At 66.1% G+C, this 20014-nt stretch carries 15 protein-coding genes; 13 read left to right on the top strand and 2 right to left on the bottom strand.

Features of this window, described 5'->3' with window-relative positions; genetic code table 11:
• The first annotated feature begins 130 nt into the window (after positions 1 to 130).
• The 10 genes from ligA (at position 131) to AC5P7X_RS06895 (ending at position 14230) form a co-directional block, all read left to right on the top strand.
• The gene (gene ligA, locus AC5P7X_RS06940) at positions 131 to 2602 is read left to right on the top strand and encodes an NAD-dependent DNA ligase LigA (RefSeq protein ID WP_425520245.1); all 2472 of its coding nucleotides are present in this window, start codon (positions 131 to 133) and stop codon (positions 2600 to 2602) included.
• Between the two features lie 50 nt (positions 2603 to 2652).
• Positions 2653 to 3138, top strand: coding sequence for a GNAT family N-acetyltransferase (locus AC5P7X_RS06935; protein ID WP_070489073.1), 486 nt, complete (start codon positions 2653 to 2655; stop codon positions 3136 to 3138).
• Positions 3135 to 4091: an EF-P lysine aminoacylase EpmA gene (gene epmA / locus AC5P7X_RS06930; RefSeq protein WP_070489070.1), complete on the top strand. Its 957-nt coding sequence runs from the start codon at positions 3135 to 3137 to the stop codon at positions 4089 to 4091. Before AC5P7X_RS06935 ends, epmA begins: the two co-directional genes overlap by 4 nt.
• 138 nt (positions 4092 to 4229) lie before the next feature.
• Entirely contained in the window at positions 4230 to 4958 is a 729-nt protein-coding gene (locus AC5P7X_RS06925) for a DUF3011 domain-containing protein (RefSeq protein WP_495214660.1), read from the top strand.
• A 47-nt stretch (positions 4959 to 5005) separates the two neighbouring features.
• A complete protein-coding gene (gene mtnA / locus AC5P7X_RS06920; protein WP_053497328.1) occupies positions 5006 to 6070 on the top strand; it encodes an S-methyl-5-thioribose-1-phosphate isomerase in 1065 nt (354 codons plus the stop codon).
• Between the two features lie 256 nt (positions 6071 to 6326).
• Positions 6327 to 9041: a DNA gyrase subunit A gene (gene gyrA, locus AC5P7X_RS06915; protein ID WP_053497326.1), complete on the top strand. Its 2715-nt coding sequence runs from the start codon at positions 6327 to 6329 to the stop codon at positions 9039 to 9041.
• A 131-nt stretch (positions 9042 to 9172) separates the two neighbouring features.
• Positions 9173 to 11701, top strand: coding sequence for a membrane-bound PQQ-dependent dehydrogenase, glucose/quinate/shikimate family (locus AC5P7X_RS06910; RefSeq protein WP_053497324.1), 2529 nt, complete (start codon positions 9173 to 9175; stop codon positions 11699 to 11701).
• A 63-nt stretch (positions 11702 to 11764) separates the two neighbouring features.
• Complete coding sequence (locus AC5P7X_RS06905) at positions 11765 to 12175, top strand: LysR substrate-binding domain-containing protein (protein WP_256337623.1); 411 nt, start codon at positions 11765 to 11767, stop codon at positions 12173 to 12175.
• Positions 12176 to 12228: 53 nt separating this feature from the next.
• Positions 12229 to 12735 carry a DUF4952 domain-containing protein gene (locus AC5P7X_RS06900; RefSeq protein WP_495214657.1) on the top strand — a complete coding sequence of 169 codons (507 nt, stop codon included), beginning with the start codon at positions 12229 to 12231 and terminating at the stop codon, positions 12733 to 12735.
• 64 nt (positions 12736 to 12799) lie between these two features.
• Positions 12800 to 14230 (top strand): serine hydrolase domain-containing protein, encoded by a 1431-nt coding sequence (locus AC5P7X_RS06895; RefSeq protein WP_053497320.1) that lies wholly within the window; start codon positions 12800 to 12802, stop codon positions 14228 to 14230.
• Positions 14231 to 14246: 16 nt separating this feature from the next.
• Here AC5P7X_RS06895 and AC5P7X_RS06890 read toward each other — a convergent pair whose 3' ends face one another.
• Both AC5P7X_RS06890 and AC5P7X_RS06885 read right to left on the bottom strand, forming a co-directional pair.
• Positions 14247 to 14639: a DUF3037 domain-containing protein gene (locus AC5P7X_RS06890; RefSeq protein ID WP_053497318.1), complete on the bottom strand. Its 393-nt coding sequence runs from the start codon at positions 14637 to 14639 to the stop codon at positions 14247 to 14249.
• The gene (locus AC5P7X_RS06885; RefSeq protein ID WP_495214655.1) at positions 14617 to 15393 is read right to left on the bottom strand and encodes a HipA family kinase; all 777 of its coding nucleotides are present in this window, start codon (positions 15391 to 15393) and stop codon (positions 14617 to 14619) included. Before AC5P7X_RS06885 ends, AC5P7X_RS06890 begins: the two co-directional genes overlap by 23 nt.
• Positions 15394 to 15849: 456 nt before the next feature.
• Between AC5P7X_RS06885 and AC5P7X_RS06880 the strand changes: the two genes are divergently transcribed.
• From AC5P7X_RS06880 to AC5P7X_RS06870, 3 genes are all read left to right on the top strand, one after another.
• Positions 15850 to 16179 (top strand): hypothetical protein, encoded by a 330-nt coding sequence (locus AC5P7X_RS06880; RefSeq protein ID WP_053497315.1) that lies wholly within the window; start codon positions 15850 to 15852, stop codon positions 16177 to 16179.
• A gap of 168 nt (positions 16180 to 16347) precedes the next feature.
• Positions 16348 to 18810 (top strand): S9 family peptidase, encoded by a 2463-nt coding sequence (locus AC5P7X_RS06875; RefSeq protein WP_053497313.1) that lies wholly within the window; start codon positions 16348 to 16350, stop codon positions 18808 to 18810.
• 192 nt (positions 18811 to 19002) lie between these two features.
• Positions 19003 to 19767, top strand: coding sequence for a hypothetical protein (locus tag AC5P7X_RS06870; protein ID WP_256337622.1), 765 nt, complete (start codon positions 19003 to 19005; stop codon positions 19765 to 19767).
• The last annotated feature ends 247 nt before the right edge of the window (positions 19768 to 20014 follow it).

Here is a 20014-nt window from a genome sequence, read left to right as displayed (position 1 = left end):
CGGGGAGATGGTTGGCATCCACCAGAGCAGCGGGGCGCCCGTCGAGCATGGCTCGGCGCTGCGAAGGGGGGGCATTACAGGGCCTGACGGCCGGGCGCGGTAGAATCCCCGGCCATCCCAGAACCACCGGATTCCGATGAGCTCCAGCCCCGCCGAACGCGCCGAAGATCTCCGCCGGCAGATCGCCCAGGCCAACCGCGCCTATCATGAGCTGGACGCCCCGGAGATCCCCGACATCGACTACGACCGGATGGTGCGCGAGCTGGAAGCGCTGGAGCGCGAACATCCGGAACTGGCCCGGGCCGACAGTCCGACCCAGCAGGTCGGCGCGCGTCCCTCCGGCCGTTTCCCCGAAGTCCGCCATGCGGTGCCGATGTTGTCGCTGTCCAACGCCTTCAGCGATGAGGAAGTGGCGGATTTCGTGCGCCGCATCGATGAACGCCTGGGCCGCCGCAGCCTGCAGTTTTCGGCCGAGCCGAAGATGGACGGCCTGGCGATCAGCCTGCGCTATGAGGATGGTCATTTCGTGCTCGGCGCGACCCGCGGCGATGGCAGCACCGGCGAGGACGTGACCGCCAACCTGCGCGAGATCGGCGATGTTCCCAAGCGGCTGCACGGCAAGGACTGGCCGGACGTGCTGGAGGTGCGCGGCGAAGTCTACATGGCGCGTGCCGATTTCGAGGCGTACAACGAACGTGCGCGCCTGCACGGCGGCAAGGTGCTGGCCAACCCGCGCAATGCGGCGGCCGGGTCGCTGCGCCAGCTCGACCCGAAGATCAGTGCGCAGCGCAGGTTGAGCTTCTTTGCCTACGGTACCGGTGAAGTGCAGGGCGGCGAGCTGCCCGATACCCATTCGGGCACGCTGGCGCAGCTCGGCGCCTGGGGTTTCCCGGTCAGCGCGCTGTGCAAGGTGGTGGAAGGCACCGACGGCCTGCTCGGCTACTACCGCGATATCGGCGAGCGCCGCGACGGCCTGCCGTTCGATATCGATGGCGTCGTCTACAAGCTCGATGACCGTGCCGGCCAGCAGGCGATGGGCTTTGTCTCGCGTGCGCCGCGCTGGGCCATCGCGCACAAGTTCCCGGCACAGGAACAGAGCACCACGGTGGAGGCGATCGAGATCCAGATCGGCCGCACCGGTGCGGCCACACCGGTCGCGCGGCTGGCACCGGTGGCCGTGGCCGGCGTGATCGTGTCCAACGCCACGCTGCACAACGCCGACCAGATCGCACGCCTCGACGTGCGCGTCGGCGACAGCGTGATCGTGCGCCGTGCCGGCGACGTGATCCCGGAAGTGGTCAGCGTCATCCTCGATCGCCGCCCGCAGGGCACCACGCCCTGGCAGATGCCGAAGCGCTGCCCGGTGTGCGGCTCGGAGATCGTGCGCGAGGAAGGGGCGGCCGCATGGCGCTGCTCGGGCGAACTGTCCTGCCCGGCGCAGCGCAAGGAAGCCATTGCCCATTTCGCTTCGCGCCGCGCGATGGACATCGACGGCCTGGGCGACAAGTACATTGAAACCCTGGTCGACGCTGGCATCGTCAAGAGCGTGGCCGACCTGTACAGGCTCAGTCGTGACCAGCTGCTGCACCTGAAGCTGGTGCTGGACGCTGAAGATCCCTCGGCGCTGGCCGCCGCACTGAAGCTGCACCTGCCGGCTGAAGGCAGTGGCGCGGTGCTCAATGCGGTGCTCAGGCTGGACGGCAACGATCCGGGCTGGCGCGCGCAGGCGCTGGCGCAGCCGGCCCGCTTCGAATGGAACACGAAGAAGATCGCGACCAAGTGGGCCGACAACCTGATCGCGGCCATCGACGCCAGTCGTGCCGCCACGCTGGAACGGCTGCTGTTCGCGCTGGGCATCGAGCACGTGGGCGAAAGCACGGCCAAGGCGCTGGCGCAGTGGTTCGGTGACCTGGAACTGATCCGCCACCTGCCGTGGCCATTGTTCAAGCGCGTGCCGGACATCGGTGGCGAAGTGGCGCGGTCGCTCGGCCACTTCTTCGAACAGCAGGGCAACCAGCAGGCCATCGATGACCTGCTGCAGGTCGGCCAGGTCCGCATCAGCGATGTGCACGCGCCCAGCGCCAGGCTGCGCGAGGGGCTGGACCTGGCGCAGCTGTTGGTCGAATCAGAGATTCCCGGCATCACCCGCCTGCGCGCGGAGAGACTGGTGGCTGCGTTGCCCGGTGCCCAGGCGGTGCTCGACGCCGAGCATGGGCAGTTCGTCAACGCCGGATTGCCGGACGACACCGCGCGTGGCCTGGCCCAGTGGCTGGACAGCGAGGGCCATGGCGCGATGCTGCTGGCAGCCGAGAAGGCGATGCAGCAGATCCTGGCCAAGGCACCGGCGCTGGCCGAGATCGTGGCCGGCCCGCTGGATGGGCAGACCGTGGTGCTGACCGGCACCCTGGCCCAGCTCACCCGCGATGCCGCCAAGGAGCGCCTGGAGGGCCTCGGTGCAAAGGTCTCCGGCAGTGTCTCGAAGAAGACCAGCTTCGTGGTCGCCGGTACCGAAGCGGGTTCCAAGCTGGACAAGGCGCAGTCGCTGGGCGTGCCGGTGTGGGACGAAGACCGCCTGCTGGCCTATCTGGCCGAACACGAGTGACGATCCCGCCGGGTGTCCCCGCGCCCGGCATGAAACACAAAGGAACACCGATGCAGACCGCCCCGCTGGATTTCCGCCTGGCCACCCGTGCCGACGAGGAGCTGTTGATCGCGCTGATGCGCGAGTTCTACGCCGAAGACAGGATCGACTTCGATGAGGCGCGCGTGCGTCGCGGCGTGGACGCGCTGCTGGCCGATCCGCGCAATGGCGAAGTGCTGTTGTGGATGGACGAGGCGGGCGAGGTAGTCGGCTATGCGGTGATCGCGATGGGCTTCAGCCTGGAGCAGGGCGGCCACTTCATGCTGCTGGACGAGCTGTACCTGAGCCATCGTGCGCGCGGTCGTGGCCGCGGCAAGCAGGCGCTGGCCATCTGCGAACAGCGCGCTCGCGGTCGTGGCGTCAGTCGCCTTCGCCTGGAAGTGAACCACCACAACGAACTGGCACGCCGCCTGTACCTGGCCAGCGGCTACATCGACGATACGCGCGATCTGCTGACCCTGCCGCTCGACCATCCGCGCCCGGAGGGCATCCTGTGAGCGAGGCCCTGCTGCGCGCGCTGCAGCAGCGTGCCGAGCTCAATGCGCTGGTGCGCCGCTTCTTCGCCGAGCGCGATGTGCTGGAGGTGGAAACGCCGATCCTGTCGGTGGCAGGCAACACCGAGCCGAACATCGACAGCTTCCACACCGATTTCACCGGCCATGTCGATGCCGGTGGCCGTCGTCGCTGGCTGCGCACTTCGCCGGAGTATCCGCTCAAGCGCCTGCTGGCGGCCGGTGTGGGCGACTGCTACGAGCTGGGTCGGGTATTCCGCAACGGTGAGGCCGGCGGCCGCCACAACCCCGAATTCACCATGCTGGAGTGGTATCGGGTCGGCTGGGACCACCATCGGTTGGTACAGGAGACCGCCGAGCTGATCGGACAGGCGCTGGCCCTGGTCGGACGCCGTGCAACGCTGCACGTGCTGAGTTACCGTGAGCTGTTCCAGCAGCACCTTGGCGTGGATCCGTTCGAGGCGGATGAGTCCACGCTGCGTGCCGCGTTGGGCGAGGTGCACATTGACCCGGTCGGATTGACCCGTGATGACTGGCTCGACCTGCTGATGACCCATCGTATCCAGCCGCATTTCGACGACGCGGTGATGACCGTAGTGCATGACTGGCCAGCCAGCCAGGCCGCGCTGGCACGCATCCGCGCCGGCACGCCGCCGCTGGCCGAGCGTTTCGAGCTCTACCTGGGTGCAGTGGAGCTGGCCAACGGCTATCACGAACTGAACGACGCCGACGAGCAGCGCGCCCGCTTCCGGCGCGACCAGCAGCGCCGCCACGAACGCGGGCAGGTGCAGCCGCCACTGGATGAGGCGCTGCTGGCGGCGTTGCCAGCGTTGCCGGCCTGTGCCGGCGTGGCGGTGGGTGTCGATCGCCTGCTGATGGCGATGAACCGCACGCCACGCATTGCCGATGTGCTGGCCTACGACTTTGCCCACGCGTGACGCCCGCGTGTTGCTGAACATCGCAGGCTGAACGAAACGCGGGCTCTGTGCGCTTGCGTCGGTAAGCAGGATGATGCTCTTATCACGGCCAATGCCGGACACTGGCATGCAGTTCATCCATTCCTGCTGGGGAAGGCTTTGGTCAAGTGGTTTGCGGTTGTCGCTGCACCGATGTACTCCATTGCGCTCTGGGGTGCCTGGCTGCCGTCGCCGGCGTCGGCCCAGCAGGTGGGCTACGACGATGAAGTGGTGACCTGCGAGTCCCGCGACATGGGCTGGGTGCACTGCGACATCGATGTGGCCAACGGCGTCGATCTGGTGCGCCAGCTGTCGAGCAACAGCTGCATCCGCGGCAGCGAGTGGGGCACCGACCGCAGCGGCGTGTGGGTCACCCTTGGCTGCCGCGCCGAATTCCGGGCGCGCCGTGCGCAGGGTGCGGCACCTGCGGCAACGGAAGGCAAGCGCCTGATGCGCCGCGTGGTGCGCTGCGAATCCAATGGCCGTCCGCAGAGTTGCCCGGTACGCCTGGATGGCGCGCCGGTGCGCCTGCTTCGCCAGTTGTCGGTGCTGCCGTGCCGGGAAGGCCAGGGATGGGGCTACAAGCGCAATGAAGTCTGGACCAGCCGTGGCTGCCAGGGCGATTTCGAGGTGGCCGACGAGGATGGCCGCTTCGTCGATGTGCCGCGCCGCCTGACCTGCGAATCGAAGTCGAAGAAGCGCCGCTTCTGCGGCGCGAGCATCTCGGCGGGTGCTGTGGTCTCCGAGCAGCTGTCCAGCACGCCCTGCGAGGAAGGCAGCACCTGGGGCTGGAACCGCAACGGGATCTGGGTGGATGGCGGCTGCCGCGCCGAATTCTCGGTGAATTGAGCCGGGGCAGGCTCCAACCGCGCGGGGCGTGGCCCTACAATGGGCCCATGAACACTGCCTCCGACATCGACTACGCCCGTTACGACCACATCCGCCCGATCCTGTGGACCGGCGATGCCTTGCAACTGCTGGACCAGCGCAAGCTGCCGTTCGTGGTCGAGCACGTGGTCTGCCATGACAGTGACGAGGTTGCCAGCGCCATCCACGCACTGACCGTGCGTGGCGCGCCGGCGATCGGCATTGCCGCCGCCTGGGGCGTGGTGCTGGCTGCGCGCGAGGTGCAGGCCGCAGACGGTGCGCACGCGTTGCAGCAGCTGGAGCCGGCACTGCAGCGCCTGAACGCATCGCGCCCTACTGCGGTCAATCTGGCCTGGGCGCTGGCACGGATGCGCCGTTGCCTGAACGCTGCCGGCGCCGACTGGAAGGCGTTGCTGGAGTCCGAAGCGCAGGCGATCGCAGAGGAAGACCTGGCGGCCAACCGCCACATGGGCGCACTGGGCGCTGGCCTGATCGAGGCTGGCAGCGGTGTGCTGACCCACTGCAATACCGGCTCGCTGGCCACCGCCGGCTTCGGTACCGCGCTGGGCGTCATTCGCGCCGGCATGGCCCAGCACCGCATCGCGCGCGTGTTCGCCGGCGAGACCCGGCCGTGGCTGCAGGGTGCACGCCTGACCGTGTGGGAGCTGCAGCAGGACGGTATCGATGCCACCCTGATCGCCGACTCGGCGGCCTCGCACCTGATGAAGACCGGTGCCGTGCAGTGGGTGATCGTGGGCGCAGACCGCATCTGCGCCAATGGTGATACCGCCAACAAGATCGGCACCTACCAACTGGCCATTGCCGCACGCCACCACGGCGTGAAGTTCATGGTGGTGGCGCCGTCCTCGACCGTGGACATGGAGACCGTTGACGGCAGCCAGATCGAGATCGAGCAGCGCGACCCGGGTGAGCTGTATGGCGTGGGCGGTGCCCGCACCGTGGCCGAAGGCATTGCCGCCTGGAACCCGGTGTTCGATGTCACCCCGGGCGAGCTGATCGACGCCATCGTGACCGAGCGCGGGGTGATCCTGAACCCGACCGCCGAGAACATGCGCGCCGCCTTCGGCGGTTGAGGCGGGCAGGGTTGCGGATGTCTGTAGAGCCGAGCCCACGCTCGGCTGCGGCGGATTGCCGGTCGAGCCGAGCATGGGCTCGGCTCTACAGGATCGGATGGACCCCTAAGTTCCTGATTTGTGCCGGTAAAATCCCCGTAAAGGGAGGCGGAAAACGGCCTGTTGTGGTAGTATCCACAGGTTGAATCGAGGTTCCGGCGCGACCGCCCACGGGCGAATGCGCCGGACTGGACCGCTACCAGACAACGGAACCCGAATGGCAGAAACCGCCAAGGAAATCATCCAGGTCAACCTGGAAGACGAGATGCGCAAGAGCTACCTCGATTACGCCATGAGCGTGATCGTGGGCCGCGCGCTGCCGGATGCGCGCGACGGCCTCAAGCCGGTGCATCGCCGCGTGCTGTATGCGATGAACGAGCTCAACGCACACAGCAACAAGCCCTACTTCAAGTCGGCGCGTATCGTCGGTGACGTCATCGGTAAGTACCACCCGCATGGCGACCAGTCGGTGTACGACACGCTGGTGCGCCTGGCGCAGCCGTTCTCGCTGCGCTACATGCTGGTCGATGGCCAGGGTAACTTCGGCTCCATCGATGGCGACTCCGCCGCGGCCATGCGATACACCGAAGCGCGCATGTCGCGCCTCGCGCACGAGCTGATGGCCGACATCGACAAGGAAACCGTCGACTTCCAGCCCAACTACGACGAAAAGGAACTGGAGCCGACGGTCATGCCGACCCGGTTCCCGAACCTGCTGGTCAACGGCTCGGCCGGTATCGCGGTGGGCATGGCGACCAACATCCCGCCGCACAACCTGAGTGAATCGATCAACGCCTGCATTGCGCTGATCGACAACCCGGAGATCGACGTCGACGGCCTGATGGAGTACATCCCGGGCCCTGATTTCCCGACTGCCGGCATCATCAACGGCACCGCCGGCATCGTCGCTGGCTACCGCACCGGCCGTGGCCGCGTGCGTATCCGTGCCAAGGCCGATATCGAAGTGGCCGACAATGGCCGCGAATCGATCATCGTCACTGAAATTCCTTACCAGGTGAACAAGGCGCGTCTGATCGAAAAGATCGCCGAGCTGGTCAAGGAAAAGAAGATCGAAGGCATCAGCGAGCTGCGCGATGAGTCCGACAAGGACGGCATGCGCATCTACATCGAGATCAAGCGCGGCGAATCTGCCGAGGTTGTGCTGAACAACCTGTACCAGCAGACGCAGATGGAATCGGTGTTCGGCATCAACATGGTGGCGCTGGTCGACGGCCGCCCGCAGTTGATGAATCTGAAGCAGATGCTGGAGGCGTTCGTCCGCCACCGTCGCGAAGTGGTCACCCGCCGCACCGTGTTCGAGCTGCGCAAGGCGCGCGCCCGCGCCCATGTGCTGGAAGGCCTGACCGTCGCGCTGGCCAACATCGACGAGATGATCGAACTGATCAAGACCTCGCCGAACCCGAACGAAGCACGCGAGCGCATGCTGGCGCGCGTGTGGGAGCCGGGCCTGGTCGGTGCGATGCTGGGTGCCGCCGGTGCCGAAGCCTCGCGCCCGGAAGACCTGCCCAAGGGCGTGGGCCTGATCGAGGGCGGCTACCAGCTGACCGAGATCCAGGCCACCCAGATCCTGGAAATGCGCCTGCACCGCCTGACCGGGCTGGAGCAGGACCGCCTGACCGACGAGTACAAGCAGCTGCTGGAAGTGATCGCCGGGCTGATCCACATCCTGGAAGATCCCGACCGCCTGCTGCAGGTGATCCGCGAGGAGCTGGTCAACGTCAAGGCCGAGTTCGGCGACGAACGTCGCACCGAAATCCGCCACAGCGAAGAAGACCTGGACATCCTCGACCTGATCGCACCGGAAGACGTGGTGGTCACCGTGTCGCATGCCGGTTACGTGAAGCGGCAGCCGGTGAGCGTGTACCGCGCACAGCGCCGCGGTGGGCGTGGCCGCAGTGCGGCGGCGACCAAGGAAGAGGATTTCATCGAACAGCTGTGGCTGGTCAACACGCACGACACGCTGCTGACCTTCACCAGCTCGGGCAAGGTGTTCTGGCTGCCGGTCTACCAGCTGCCGGAAGCGGGTTCCAACGCCCGCGGCCGTCCGATCATCAACTGGATTCCGCTGGAACCGGGCGAACGCGTGCAGGCCGTGCTGCCGGTGCGCGAGTACGCCGATGGCCAGTTCGTGTTCTTCGCCACGAAGAACGGTACGGTCAAGAAGACCCCGCTGGGCGAGTTCGCCTTCCGTCTGGCCCGCGGCAAGATCGCGATCAACCTCGATGAGGGCGATGCGCTGGTCGGCGTCGGCCTGACCGACGGCCAGCGCGACATCCTGCTGTTCGCCTCCAACGGCAAGACCGTGCGCTTCGGCGAGGACAAAGTCCGCTCGATGGGCCGTACCGCAACCGGCGTGCGTGGCATCAGGATGCCGGCCGGCGAGGAAGTGGTCAGCCTGATCGTGGCCGAAAGTGCCGGTGGCATCGAGGACGAGAACGAGGACGATAACGGTGTCGAGGAAGCCGCCACCACGGGTGATGCGGTGATCGATAGTGCCGACGACGCCAGCGTGCAGTACATCCTCACCGCCACCGAGAACGGCTACGGCAAGCGCACCCCGCTGCCGGATTACCCGCGCAAGGGCCGTGGCACGCAGGGCGTGATCGGCATCCAGACCACCGAGCGCAATGGCAAGCTGGTCGCCGCAGTGCTGATGGGCTCCCGCGACGAAGTCCTGCTGATCTCCGACGGCGGTACGCTGGTGCGTACGCGTGGCTCGGAAATCAGCCGCGTCGGCCGCAACACCCAGGGCGTGACCCTGATTCGCCTGTCCAAGGACGAGAAGCTGCAGGCGGTGGAGCGCATGGATGCCTCGATCGACGAGGACGAGGACGAGGTGGCAGTCGCCGCCCCGGCCACGACCGACAGCGCCCCGGCTGCGGCCAGCAGCGAGGACGCCGCACAGGACTGATTCTGCCGCGAGCCTGAGGCACCCGACGACGCCGGCCCCGTGCCGGCGTCGTCGTATCCGGATGCCACGCATACGCGCGCGCTTCACGCAGGCGGTGGGATAACGACGCATGCTGCCCCCGGAGATCGACGATGTCCGCCACGCCGCAGTCCGCTCCTGCTCCCGTCCGCGCTTCCCGGCACCCTCTCGTTACCGTGCTGTCGCTGCTGCTGGTCGTGCTCGGCCTGGTCATCGGCGGGCTCGGCGCGTGGCTGCTCAGCCTGGGCGGGTCTGCGTACTACGCCATCGCCGGGGCCGGCCTTCTGGCCAGTGGCCTGTTGTTGTTCGGCAATCGCCGCAGCGGCGCGCTGCTGTATGCGCTGGTGTTCGTCGGCACGCTGCTTTGGACCTGGTGGGAATCGGGCAGCGACTACTGGCGCTGGGTGCCGCGGCTGGGCCTGGTGACCGCGCTCGGCATCGTGCTGGCGCTGCTCGCGCCGACCCTTCGCGAACCGGTTTCAAAGCGCCTGTCGCGCAGCGTGGCGGGCGTCCTGATGCTGGTGTTCGTCGCTGCCTTCGGGTTGGCGTTCGCACCGCATGGTGAAGTGGACGGGCACCAGTCGTTCCCGGAAGGCGCGGCCAGCGCCGGACTGGAACCCACGCGGGATACCACCGGCCTGCAACCGGCCGACCAGCCGGCCGAGGGAGACTGGCCGGCGTGGGGCCGCAGCAATGCCGCCACCCGCTATTCGCCGCTGCAGCAGATCACCCCGGCCAACGTGGCCACGTTGGAGCTGGCCTGGCAGTTCCGCACCGGTGACCTGCCGAAGAAGCGCTGGGGTGCGGAAACCACGCCGCTGAAGATCGGCGACCGCCTGTACCTGTGCACTGCCCGTAACCGCCTGATCGCGCTCGACGCTGCCAGCGGCAAGGAACTGTGGCGGTTCGATCCGAAGGTGAAGGACGCCTCGATCCCGTACACCGCCGCCTGCCGTGGTGTGAGCTACTACGAGCAACCGGCAGCGCCGATCCTGGCCGATGCCACCCTGGCCGATGCCGCGGCTGATCTGGCGTTGCCCGAGCCGCCGACCAGCGTGAGCCGCAGCGCTGCACCGGGCAGCCGTCCGGCGTGCTGGGCGCGCATCATCGAAGGCACGCTGGACGGGCGCATCATTGCAGTGGATGCAGATAGCGGCCGTCCCTGCGCGAACTTCGGCAACAACGGCCAGGTCGACATCACCCTCGGCATGGGTGAGGTGCCACCCGGCTATGTGTCGATCACCTCGCCCCCGGCCATCGTGCGCGGCGTGATCGTCACCGGCCACCAGGTGCTGGATGGTCAGCGCCGCGACGCGCCATCGGGCGTGATCCAGGCCTACGACGCGATCACCGGCAAGCTGCGCTGGGCGTGGGACATGGACCAGCCCGAGCGCAGCGGCCTGCCGCCGCATGGGCAGACCTACACGCGCGGCACGCCGAACATGTGGACCACCGCGACCGGTGATGAGGCGCTGGGGCTGGTCTATCTGCCGCTGGGCAATTCTGCGGGCGATTACTGGAGTGGCTCGCGTACGGAAAACCAGAACCGCTATGCGACGTCGCTGGTGGCGATCGATGTGGCCACCGGTAAGCCGGCCTGGCATTTCCAGGCCGTGCGCAAGGACGTGTGGGACTACGACCTGGGTTCGCAGGCCAGCCTGATCGATTACCCGACGGCGGCAGGCAAGGTGCCGGCACTCCTGCTGCCGACCAAGCAGGGTGATCTCTACATCCTCGACCGCCGCAACGGCCAGCTGCTGACCGCTGCCGAAGAGCGCAAGGTGCCGGTCGGCGGTGTCGAACCGGAACAGCGCTCACCCACGCAGCTGTTCTCGCTGTACCACACGCTGCGCCGCGAGCATGACCTGACCGAGCGCGACATGTGGGGCATCACCCCGATCGACCAGCTGATCTGCCGCATCCAGTTCCGCAAGGCCTATTACGAAGGCTTCTACACGCCGCCGAGCAGTGATCGCCATTCCATCGAATACCCCGGCTACAACGGCGGTTCGGATTGGGGCAGTGTTTCCATCGATACGCGCCGCGGCGTGATCGTGGCCAACTACAACGATATGCCCAACTACAATCGGCTGGTGCCACGTGCCGAAGCCGACCGCCTGGGCTGGCTGCCGCGCGAGAAGATCCGTGCCGACAGGGGCGGTGGCGAGGGGGCCGGCGATCCGCAGGTGGGAACGCCGTATGGCATCCAGGTCAACGCTGGCTGGCGGCTGCCGTTCACGGGTCTGCTGTGCAAGCAGCCTCCCTACGGCGGCATCCGTGCCATCGACCTGCGCACCGGCAAGCTGTTGTGGGATCGTCCGTTTGGCAGTGCGCGCGGCAATGGGCCGTTCGGCATCCGTTCCGGCCTGCCGATCGAGATCGGCACGCCGAACAACGGCGGTTCGGTGGTGACCGCCAGCGGGCTGATCTTCATCGCCGCCGCCACCGATGACCTGCTGCGCGCCATCGACCTGAAGACCGGCAAGGAGCTGTGGCACGCGGCGCTGCCCGCGGGCGGGCAGGCTACGCCGATGGTGTATGAACAAGACGGACGCCAGTTCGTGGTGATCATGGCCGGCGGCCACCATTTCATGGAAACCCCGAACGGCGATTACGTGATGGCGTTTGCCCTGCCGAACTAGCGGTTGCCGGCCTGAACACGGTATGCGGGGCTGTGACCGCTGTCGCTGAAGTTGCGCTGGCGAGTGGGCAGCATCCATCGTCGGACCAGGACGGGGCCGGCCATTGTCCATCCGGCCGATCTGAGCCGGCACGAGTGCCTGGGCTTCGCGCATTCGATCATGCGTACGCGCTGGAGTTTCCGCGACACCGATGGCAGCGTGCTGACCGTGCCGGTGTCCAGCCGCTTCATGGTCAATCAGGCCGAGCCGTTGCTGACCGCGGCCGTCGGTGGGCTGGGGTTGATCCTGCAGCCCCATGAAATGCTCGCCGCCGCGCTGGCGCGTGGCGAACTGGTGGAAGTGCTGCCGGACTACGTGCCGGTGTTGACGTGGATCAACCTGGTGTATCCGCGCGACCGCCAGCTGACGCCCAAGCTGCGCAGTTTCCTGGACTTCTGCGTGGCACGCTTCAGCGAGCAGACGATGGCACGGTGATAGCGCGGTATCGGGTAGCATTCCTGTGACTGCCTGCGAAGGATCGCCCTGAGATGATTGCCCGGTTGCCGCTGCGTAGCGCGTGCCTGCTGCTGGGGCTGCCGGCATTGCTGTTCGCCGCCAACGTGATTGCGCAGCAGACGCCTGCGCAGGCGCTGGCCGCGTGGGAAGCGCAGGGGCGTGCGGACGGCCTGGCGCGACCGGATATCGAATGCCAGGATTTCCTGCAGGCGATGGAGCGGAAGCCTGCGGGACTGGAATACCTGGGCTGCAGCCAGGACGACGCGTCCTACATCAAACCCATGCAGGCCCACTACCGCGTTCCAGGCGCCCAGGCAGTGAAGGTGGAAGCCTATCTGCGCGAGACCTTTGGCACGCCTGCATTGCGCTACGTCTGTTGCGGCTGGAGCAATGGCGTGCCGTACTACTGGCGCGACGGCCCGGATGCGGTGCGGTACCAGATCGGCATGGGTGTGGAATCGCTGCCGTATGAGCGGATCGAATGGCATCGCATCAAGGCGTTCACTGTCACGGTCGAGGTGTTGCGGCAGAGTCCCTAGCGTGGATGCAGTGGGCGGTTCCATCATCTAGGATGCGTCCAGGGATAACCGCGAAGGAGCTGCCATGAAGGCTGTTGGACGCCTGCTTCTCTGCAATGTACTGGCCTGTTCGGTGTTGATGAGCCTTTCGGCTTTTCCGGCAGTGGGCGCACCTTCCAGCGAGCGTGCACATCCGCGTGCGCAGGATGCCATCGATGACTGGCTTGCGGCCTTCAATGCAGGCAGTCTCGATGCGTTGCAGACGTTCGCTGACAGGTATGCGAAGAAGGAAGGCAGCGGTCCCGGGGACTATCTCGAGTTCCGCGAGAGCACCGGCCCGCTGCGCGTACTGGAAACGATCGAGCGCACGCCCGGCCAAGCGAAGCTGCTGGTGATGGGGCAGCTGAGCGAACGTGCGATGTGGGTGACGGCGGTCATGGACCCGATCAATCCGTCGCACCTGAAGCAGTTCCAGATCGAGGGCACTGAAACGCCGGACAAGTACAAGCCGGCACGGGTTGCATTGCCTGCCCTGATGGCCGATGCCGCAGCGAAACTGGAGGCGCTGCGGGCGCAGGATGCGCTGTCCGGTGCGTTGCAGGTGGCACGGAATGGCAAGGTGCTGCTGGACTGGCGCGGTGGCGATGCCGATCGCACAGCTGGAATTCCAGTGGGCGCGGATACGCAGTTCCGCCTCGCGTCCTCCAACAAGATGTTCACTGCCGTGGCCATCCTGCAGCTGATGCAGACCGGCAGGCTCAGTCTCGATGACACGATCGGCAAGCACTTGCAGGACTATCCGAACAAGGCCGTCGCCAACAGCGTGACCGTGCGCGAGTTGCTGTCACATACCAGTGGCCTGGGCGACTTCTTTGGCGATGATTTCGAACAGTATTCCGCGTCCCTGAAGACGCTGGATGACTACGTGCAGCGCTTCGCCAAGGATGCGCCGCAGTTCACGCCAGGCAGCCAGGACAGCTACTCCAACTATGGCTTCATCGTATTGGGACGCATCATCGAGGCGGTATCGGGGCAGTCGTACTACGCATATTTGGAGGAGCACATCCTGCACCCGGTGGGCATGACCGGCACCGGCTTCGAGCCGGAAACAGTGAGCGTTCCAAAGCGTGCCGTCGCTTACACGAAGCACGATGGGCAATGGGTCCGTGAAACGAAGTCGCTGCCCTGGCGCGGCATGTCGGCCGGTGGTGGCTACAGCACAGTGGCCGACATGGTGAAATTCGCCGAGGCACTGCAAAGCGGAAAGCTGGTTTCACCTGCGTTGCTGCAGCAGGCCACTACGGCGCAGAACCACAAGGGCTGGTATGGCTTTGGTTTCGTGGTGCAGGGCGAGGGCAGGGAGCATCAGTACGGCCACGAAGGCGGTGCGCCCGGATCGAACAGTGCCATCGTGGTGCTGCCGGCGCAGGGCTATGTGATCGTTGGCCTGGCCAATGTCGATCCGGATGCGATCGGTAATGTGGTCAACTACATCGCGCGAAGGTTGCCACTGTGAACGCGGTAGGTGCCGTTCATTCCGGTACCCGCACCATCTTCGTCATCAAGTGTTCCACCACACCCGCTGGGTCCGCAGTGCGGCCGACATGCGTGCTCGACATCTGCACAATCGAGCTGCGCTTGGCGGTGAGGAAGTGAAAGCGGGCGCGCGCGGGCAGCTGTGCGATTGGTCCGGCGCTGGCGTCGCCGCGGCAGATGGCCACGATCGCATCCAGCCATGGCTGCAACGCGTCCTGGTCCAGCGCCGGAGCGAACGCGCGCAGGCGTGCCGGATCGATCTCGATGGCCGCTTCCAGATGGCGTGCGCCGGGGCAGGACACGATCACCCCGACGTTGATGAATTCCTCGCGTTCCACCCGCGGTACCACGCGGATGACCGCGTAGTCATACGTGTGCAGCGTGGGCACGGATGGCCTCCTGCACGAACACCGCATGCACTTTCAGGCGATGCTTGAGATAGTCGATGTAGCCCTGGCGATAGGCCTGCGGGCCGTCGAATGCCGGCTCGTTGACCAGCCAGCTGTCCGGCACCAGGCCGACGATGTGCTCGATCTCGGCATCGGTCAGGCGCGCGGCCAGCTCGGCATCCACCTCGGCGATGCGGCTGGCGAACGACAGCAGCACATGGTCGCGGATCAGCACGAAGGGCTTCTCGCAGGCATCGCCGGCATTGGCCCAGTCGTGATGGAAGTACATCGCCGCGCCGTGATCGATCAGGTACAGCTTTCGATGCCACACCATCAGGTTGGGATTGCGCGTGGTGCGATCGACATTGCTGGTGAACGCATCGAACCAGACGATGCGCGAGGCCAGGTCGGCATCCACCGGCATCGCTGCCGGGTCGTAGTTGATCGCGCCGGGCAGGTAGTCCAGGCCCAGGTTGAGGCCCTCGCTGGCGCGGATCAGCTCCTGGATCTCCGGGTCGGGCTCGGTGCGGGCGAACTCGCGGTCCAGCTCGACGAACAGGATCTCCGGAATCGGCAGGCCCAGCGTACGGGCCATCTCGCCGGCGATCAGCTCGGCGATCAGCGCCTTCGGGCCTTGGCCGGCGCCACGGAACTTCAGCACGGCCATGCCGTCGTCGTCGGTCTCGACCACGGCCGGCAGGGAGCCACCTTCCCGCAAGGGGGTGATGTAGCGGAGGGCATGTACGGTGCGCATGGCCGCATTCTAGCGTGGCGTCCGGTGCAGGCGTGCCGCGGCAGGGTGGGCGGCAGCTTAATGAACGGGTACCGCGCGAACCACCTTGTACAGGTCGCCTGCAATCTTCACTTGTTCCTTCCGCGCAGAGTGGCAACATTCGTTCCAACGGAGCAACACACCCGCGTGTGACCTTCAACAGGAGGCCCTCATGCCGCTACAGTGCAGCTGTCACGCTTCACCGTGTATGCAACGCAACGCGTGGTGTTGACCTTGACCTGACACGGTCACGCCATCGGCGTAGATGGCCGTCCCCCACAGTTCCAGACACCTTCCGCCCATCGCGCCCCGGCGTTGCCCGGTTGCTCCTGCGATCCAGCTGCTTGCGCCCCAAGAGAGATCCCTGCGTTGCCGTCGACGCTGGCAACGTGGGGCCGCCGAATCCACGCTATCCCCACAGGCTTTGGAGGTGCTCCGATGAACGACGAATTCAATCCCATTCTGCCCCCACTGGACGATGCGAAGGCCGAGGAAATGATCGGCAAGGTCGTGCTGGTGGGTGTCACCCGCTATGGTGGCGACGGCCAGGTGCAGGGTCTGGAGCAGTACGCGGGCACCGTGCTGCGCATCAGTGCCGACGAAGGCGTGGTGCTGGCCGACGAGGACGATGGCCATGAGCGCTACCTGCCGCCCATGCTCGACCAGTACCAGCGGGCCGAGCCAGGCGAATACCGCATGCGGAACAGTGGCATGATCGTGGTCGACCCCGATTACCTGACGGCCTGGGATCTGCACGCCCAGCAGTGATGACAGACCACGCCTGGCAGATGCCGGCCCATCGCCGGCCTCTCCGGGCGTGTCCCACTTTGCCCCATCCGGCCACTAGCCCTTCCGGCCCATTCACCCCAACCCCTGCGGTGCTAGATTCGGGTCCATGCCCGAATCCGGGTACCCATTCACACCCAGGGGATAAGGATGCTGATCCGTCGAACCTCTCTGGCGGCGGCTGTTGCCGTTGCCACCTTCGGCCTGCTGGCCGCTGGCCCGGCCTTCGCTGATTACGCGAAGCCGCCGGAACACCTGCTCAAGGTGCTGAAGGCGCCGCCGCCGCCGGCACCGAACGTGGCCCCGGGCGGCCAACGCCTGCTGCTGACCACCGCGCAGACCTATCCGTCGATCAGCCGCGTGGCCCAGCCCTACCTGAAGCTGGCTGGTGTGCGCCTGGAGCCGAAGAACCGCAGCCGCCATGACACGCCAGGCGGCTACGGCATTCCGGCCTGCGTGGCCGACTTCACCCTGGTTGATATCGGCAGTGGCAAGGAGACCAAGGTCAACCTGCCGCAAGGCTGTGCCACCGGCGCGCTGTGGTCGGCCGATGGCAGCCACTTCGCTTTCCAGAATGCGGTCGATACCAGCGTGCAGCTGTGGGTGGGCGATGCCGCCACCGGCCAGGTGAAGCAGGTGCCGAACGTGCAGTTGAACCCGATCTTCGGTAACACCGTGCAGTGGCTGGGCGGCAGCCAGAACCTGCTGGTGAAGCTGGTGCCGGCCAACCAGGGCCCGGCGCCGTCCAACGGTGGCGTGCCGACCGGCCCGGATGCGCAGGAGTCGCTGGGCAGCAGCGGCGAGAGCAGCACCTACGAAGCCCGCGATACGCTGACCAGCGTGCATGACGAAAAGCTGTTCGCCTACTACGGTGCCTCGCAGCTGGCCGTGGTCGATACCGTCGCCAACAGCGTGCGTCCGGTCGGCCAGCCGGCACTGTTCAACGACGTCAGTGCCGCACCCGATGGCGTGCACGTGCTGACCGAATCGATCAAGGCACCGTATTCGCACGCGGTGACCTACCAGCGCTTCGCCAACGACGTGGCCGTGCTGGATATCGCCAGCGGCAAGTCCACGCCGATCGCCAGCCTGCCGCTGGCCGACCGCGTGCCGGTGCACGGTGTGCCGGAAGGCCCGCGCGGTTTCGACTGGCGTGCTACCGATCCGGCCACCCTGGTCTATGCCGAAGCGCTGGACAAGGGCGACTGGAAGGTCAGCGTGCCGCATCGCGATCGGGTACTGATGCTGAAGGCACCGTTCAACGGCAAGCCGGTCGAGATCGCCCGCACCGCACAACGCTTCGAAGGCTTCGCATGGACTGCCGATCCGGCCGTGGCGTTCCAGTTCGAGAACGACGAGAACCGCCACTGGATGCAGACCCGCATCGTCGATGTGGATCAGCCGAAGAAGGAAGGCCGCCTGCTGTGGGACATGTCCAGCGATGAGCTGTACGGCAACCCCGGCAACCTGGTATTCACCCGCCTGCCGAATGGCGCGCAGGTCGTGCGCCGGGAGGGCGATCACGTGTTCCTGAGCGGCCGTGGCGCCTCGCCGCAGGGCGACCGTCCGTTCCTCGACCGCCTCGACCTGGGCACGCTGAAGAGCGAGCGCCTGTTCCGCAGCAGCGCCGATGCCTACGAGCAGTTCCTTGGTTTCAGCAATACGTCTGGGCGCTACCTGACCTGGCACCAGTCGGTGATCGATCCGCCGAATGCCTTCATCCGCCAGCAGGGTGAGGCGGTGGCCGATGCGAAGACCGGCGAGGCGCAGTTCGCGTCCACCGCGACCGCGCTGACCAAGCTGGTCGACCCGACTCCGGAAGTGCGCCAGATCAAGAAGCAGCTGGTGACCTACAAGCGTGCTGATGGCATGGACCTGTCGTTCACCCTGTACACGCCGCCGGGCTACAAGGAAGGCCAGCGTGTGCCGGCGATCCTGTACGCCTACCCGGCCGACTTCGCCAACGCCGCGCAGGCGGGGCAGGTGTCCGGTTCGCAGCAGACCTTCACCCGCCTGCAGCCGTACCGCCTGATGCTGCTGGCCGGCTACGCGATCATCGACAACGCCTCGTTCCCGATCGTAGGTGACCCGAAGAACGCCTACGACACCTACCTGGAGCAGCTGGAAGCTGACGCCAAGGCGGCGGTGGACAAGGCGGTGGACATGGGCGTGGTCGATCGCAACCGCATCGGCGTGACCGGCCACAGCCATGGCGGCCTGATGACCGCCAACCTGATCGCCCATACCAATCTGTTCAAGGCTGGCGTGGCGACCAGCGGTTCGTACAACAAGACCTTCACCCCGTTCGGCTTCCAGAACGAACGCCGTTCGGTCTGGCAGGCGCAGGACGTGTACCTGAAGGCCTCGCCGTTCTTCTACGCAGACAAGATCAAGCTGCCGCTGCTGCTGGTCCACGGCGAGGACGACGCCAACCCGGGCACCGAGCCGTTCCAGTCGCGCAAGCTGTACCAGGCGATCCGCGGCAACGGTGGTACCACGCGTCTGGTGATGCTGCCGAACGAGCCGCACTGGTACACCGCGCTGGAATCGAACGAGCAGCTGGTATCGGAAATGCTGAACTGGTTCGACACCTACGTGAAGAACGCCAAGTGAAGAACGCCAAGGCCGCCTCCGGGCGGCCTTGGCGTATCGGAGGAGGGAGGCAGACCCTGCACGTTGAATTCATTGCACATTGACAGAGAGTCAGCTCCTTTCGGATGATCGCAGCGTCAGGCAGCATCCAGGAGCGGCATGCGGGATCGGGAGCGATGGATTGTCATGGACGGCCCGGCACGGAGGGCATTGATGGTCGTCCTGCTTGTGTCACTGGCCGGTTGCGGACGCAGTGAAGCCGAGCGGGCCAAGGAAAGGTTGACGGGGGTCATCGGTGGTACTGCACTGAATGCCAGAGCCCAGGCGGTCTGGATCTGGGAGCTCGATCGGGAAGCTGATAGCCAAGGCATCACGCCATGCGGGCCGACCCTGCGCAGTGCAACCTTCCAGTTGCGCTGGCCCGAGATGGCTCCTCGTACGAAAGCCAACCGCGACGATTACAACACCCATCACTCCGGTGGAACGGGTGATTCACAGTGGATCGAGATTGGGATGTCTCAAGGGGGACCGGGGGAGATCGTTTCGTTGCAGGGAACGCGGGAGCGTGCGCTCGGTCGTGATCCGGCATGGGGGATGCCATACCAGGTTTCGTTCGAGTTCGGATGGGATGAGACCTTGGGACTTGAGATGGCACGGCCCAGCGTTTCCGAGCCCAAGAGCTACAATTGGAATCGGATCAATTACTCCGATACCTTCGCGATCGGGGCAACGCCCAACGTGCTGATTCGTTGCATGACCGGGCCGCAGTACCGACCTCCGCACTGGACGCCGCTCTGCGAGGCGACGCTGGAAGATGCCAATCTGAAGCAGGTCCACCTGAGCATCAGGTATCGTCAGAACCTGCTGCCACACTGGCGCGATATCGAGCGTGATGTCCGCCAGTTCCTGCGGAGCGTCCAGAGGGAATGCCCGATGCCGGGCCACGGGCCTGGCATCGCAGCTGGTACAACGGCTTGATCGCCTGTTTCGGCCTGCCTGCATTGCGCGGCGGTCCGTGATGCGGCAGGAGCCGGGCAGGAAGGTGCAGAGGCTGCGCAGCTGGCTGCCTGGGTACCGGTGCGGCGGGTGGCACGCGAGGCCCCGTGGCAGTTCTCAACAGCACTTGATTGATCCGAGGCGTGACCTCGTGTCATTGGCCGTTGCGATTGCGTAACCGTATGTGATGCGGGTGCCATGTCGCGCGGAAGCTGCGATACGCTGCAGG

This window comes from Stenotrophomonas sp. YJH_SMC_53 (genome assembly GCF_059369995.1).
This window is presented reverse-complemented; position numbering and strand designations above follow the sequence as displayed.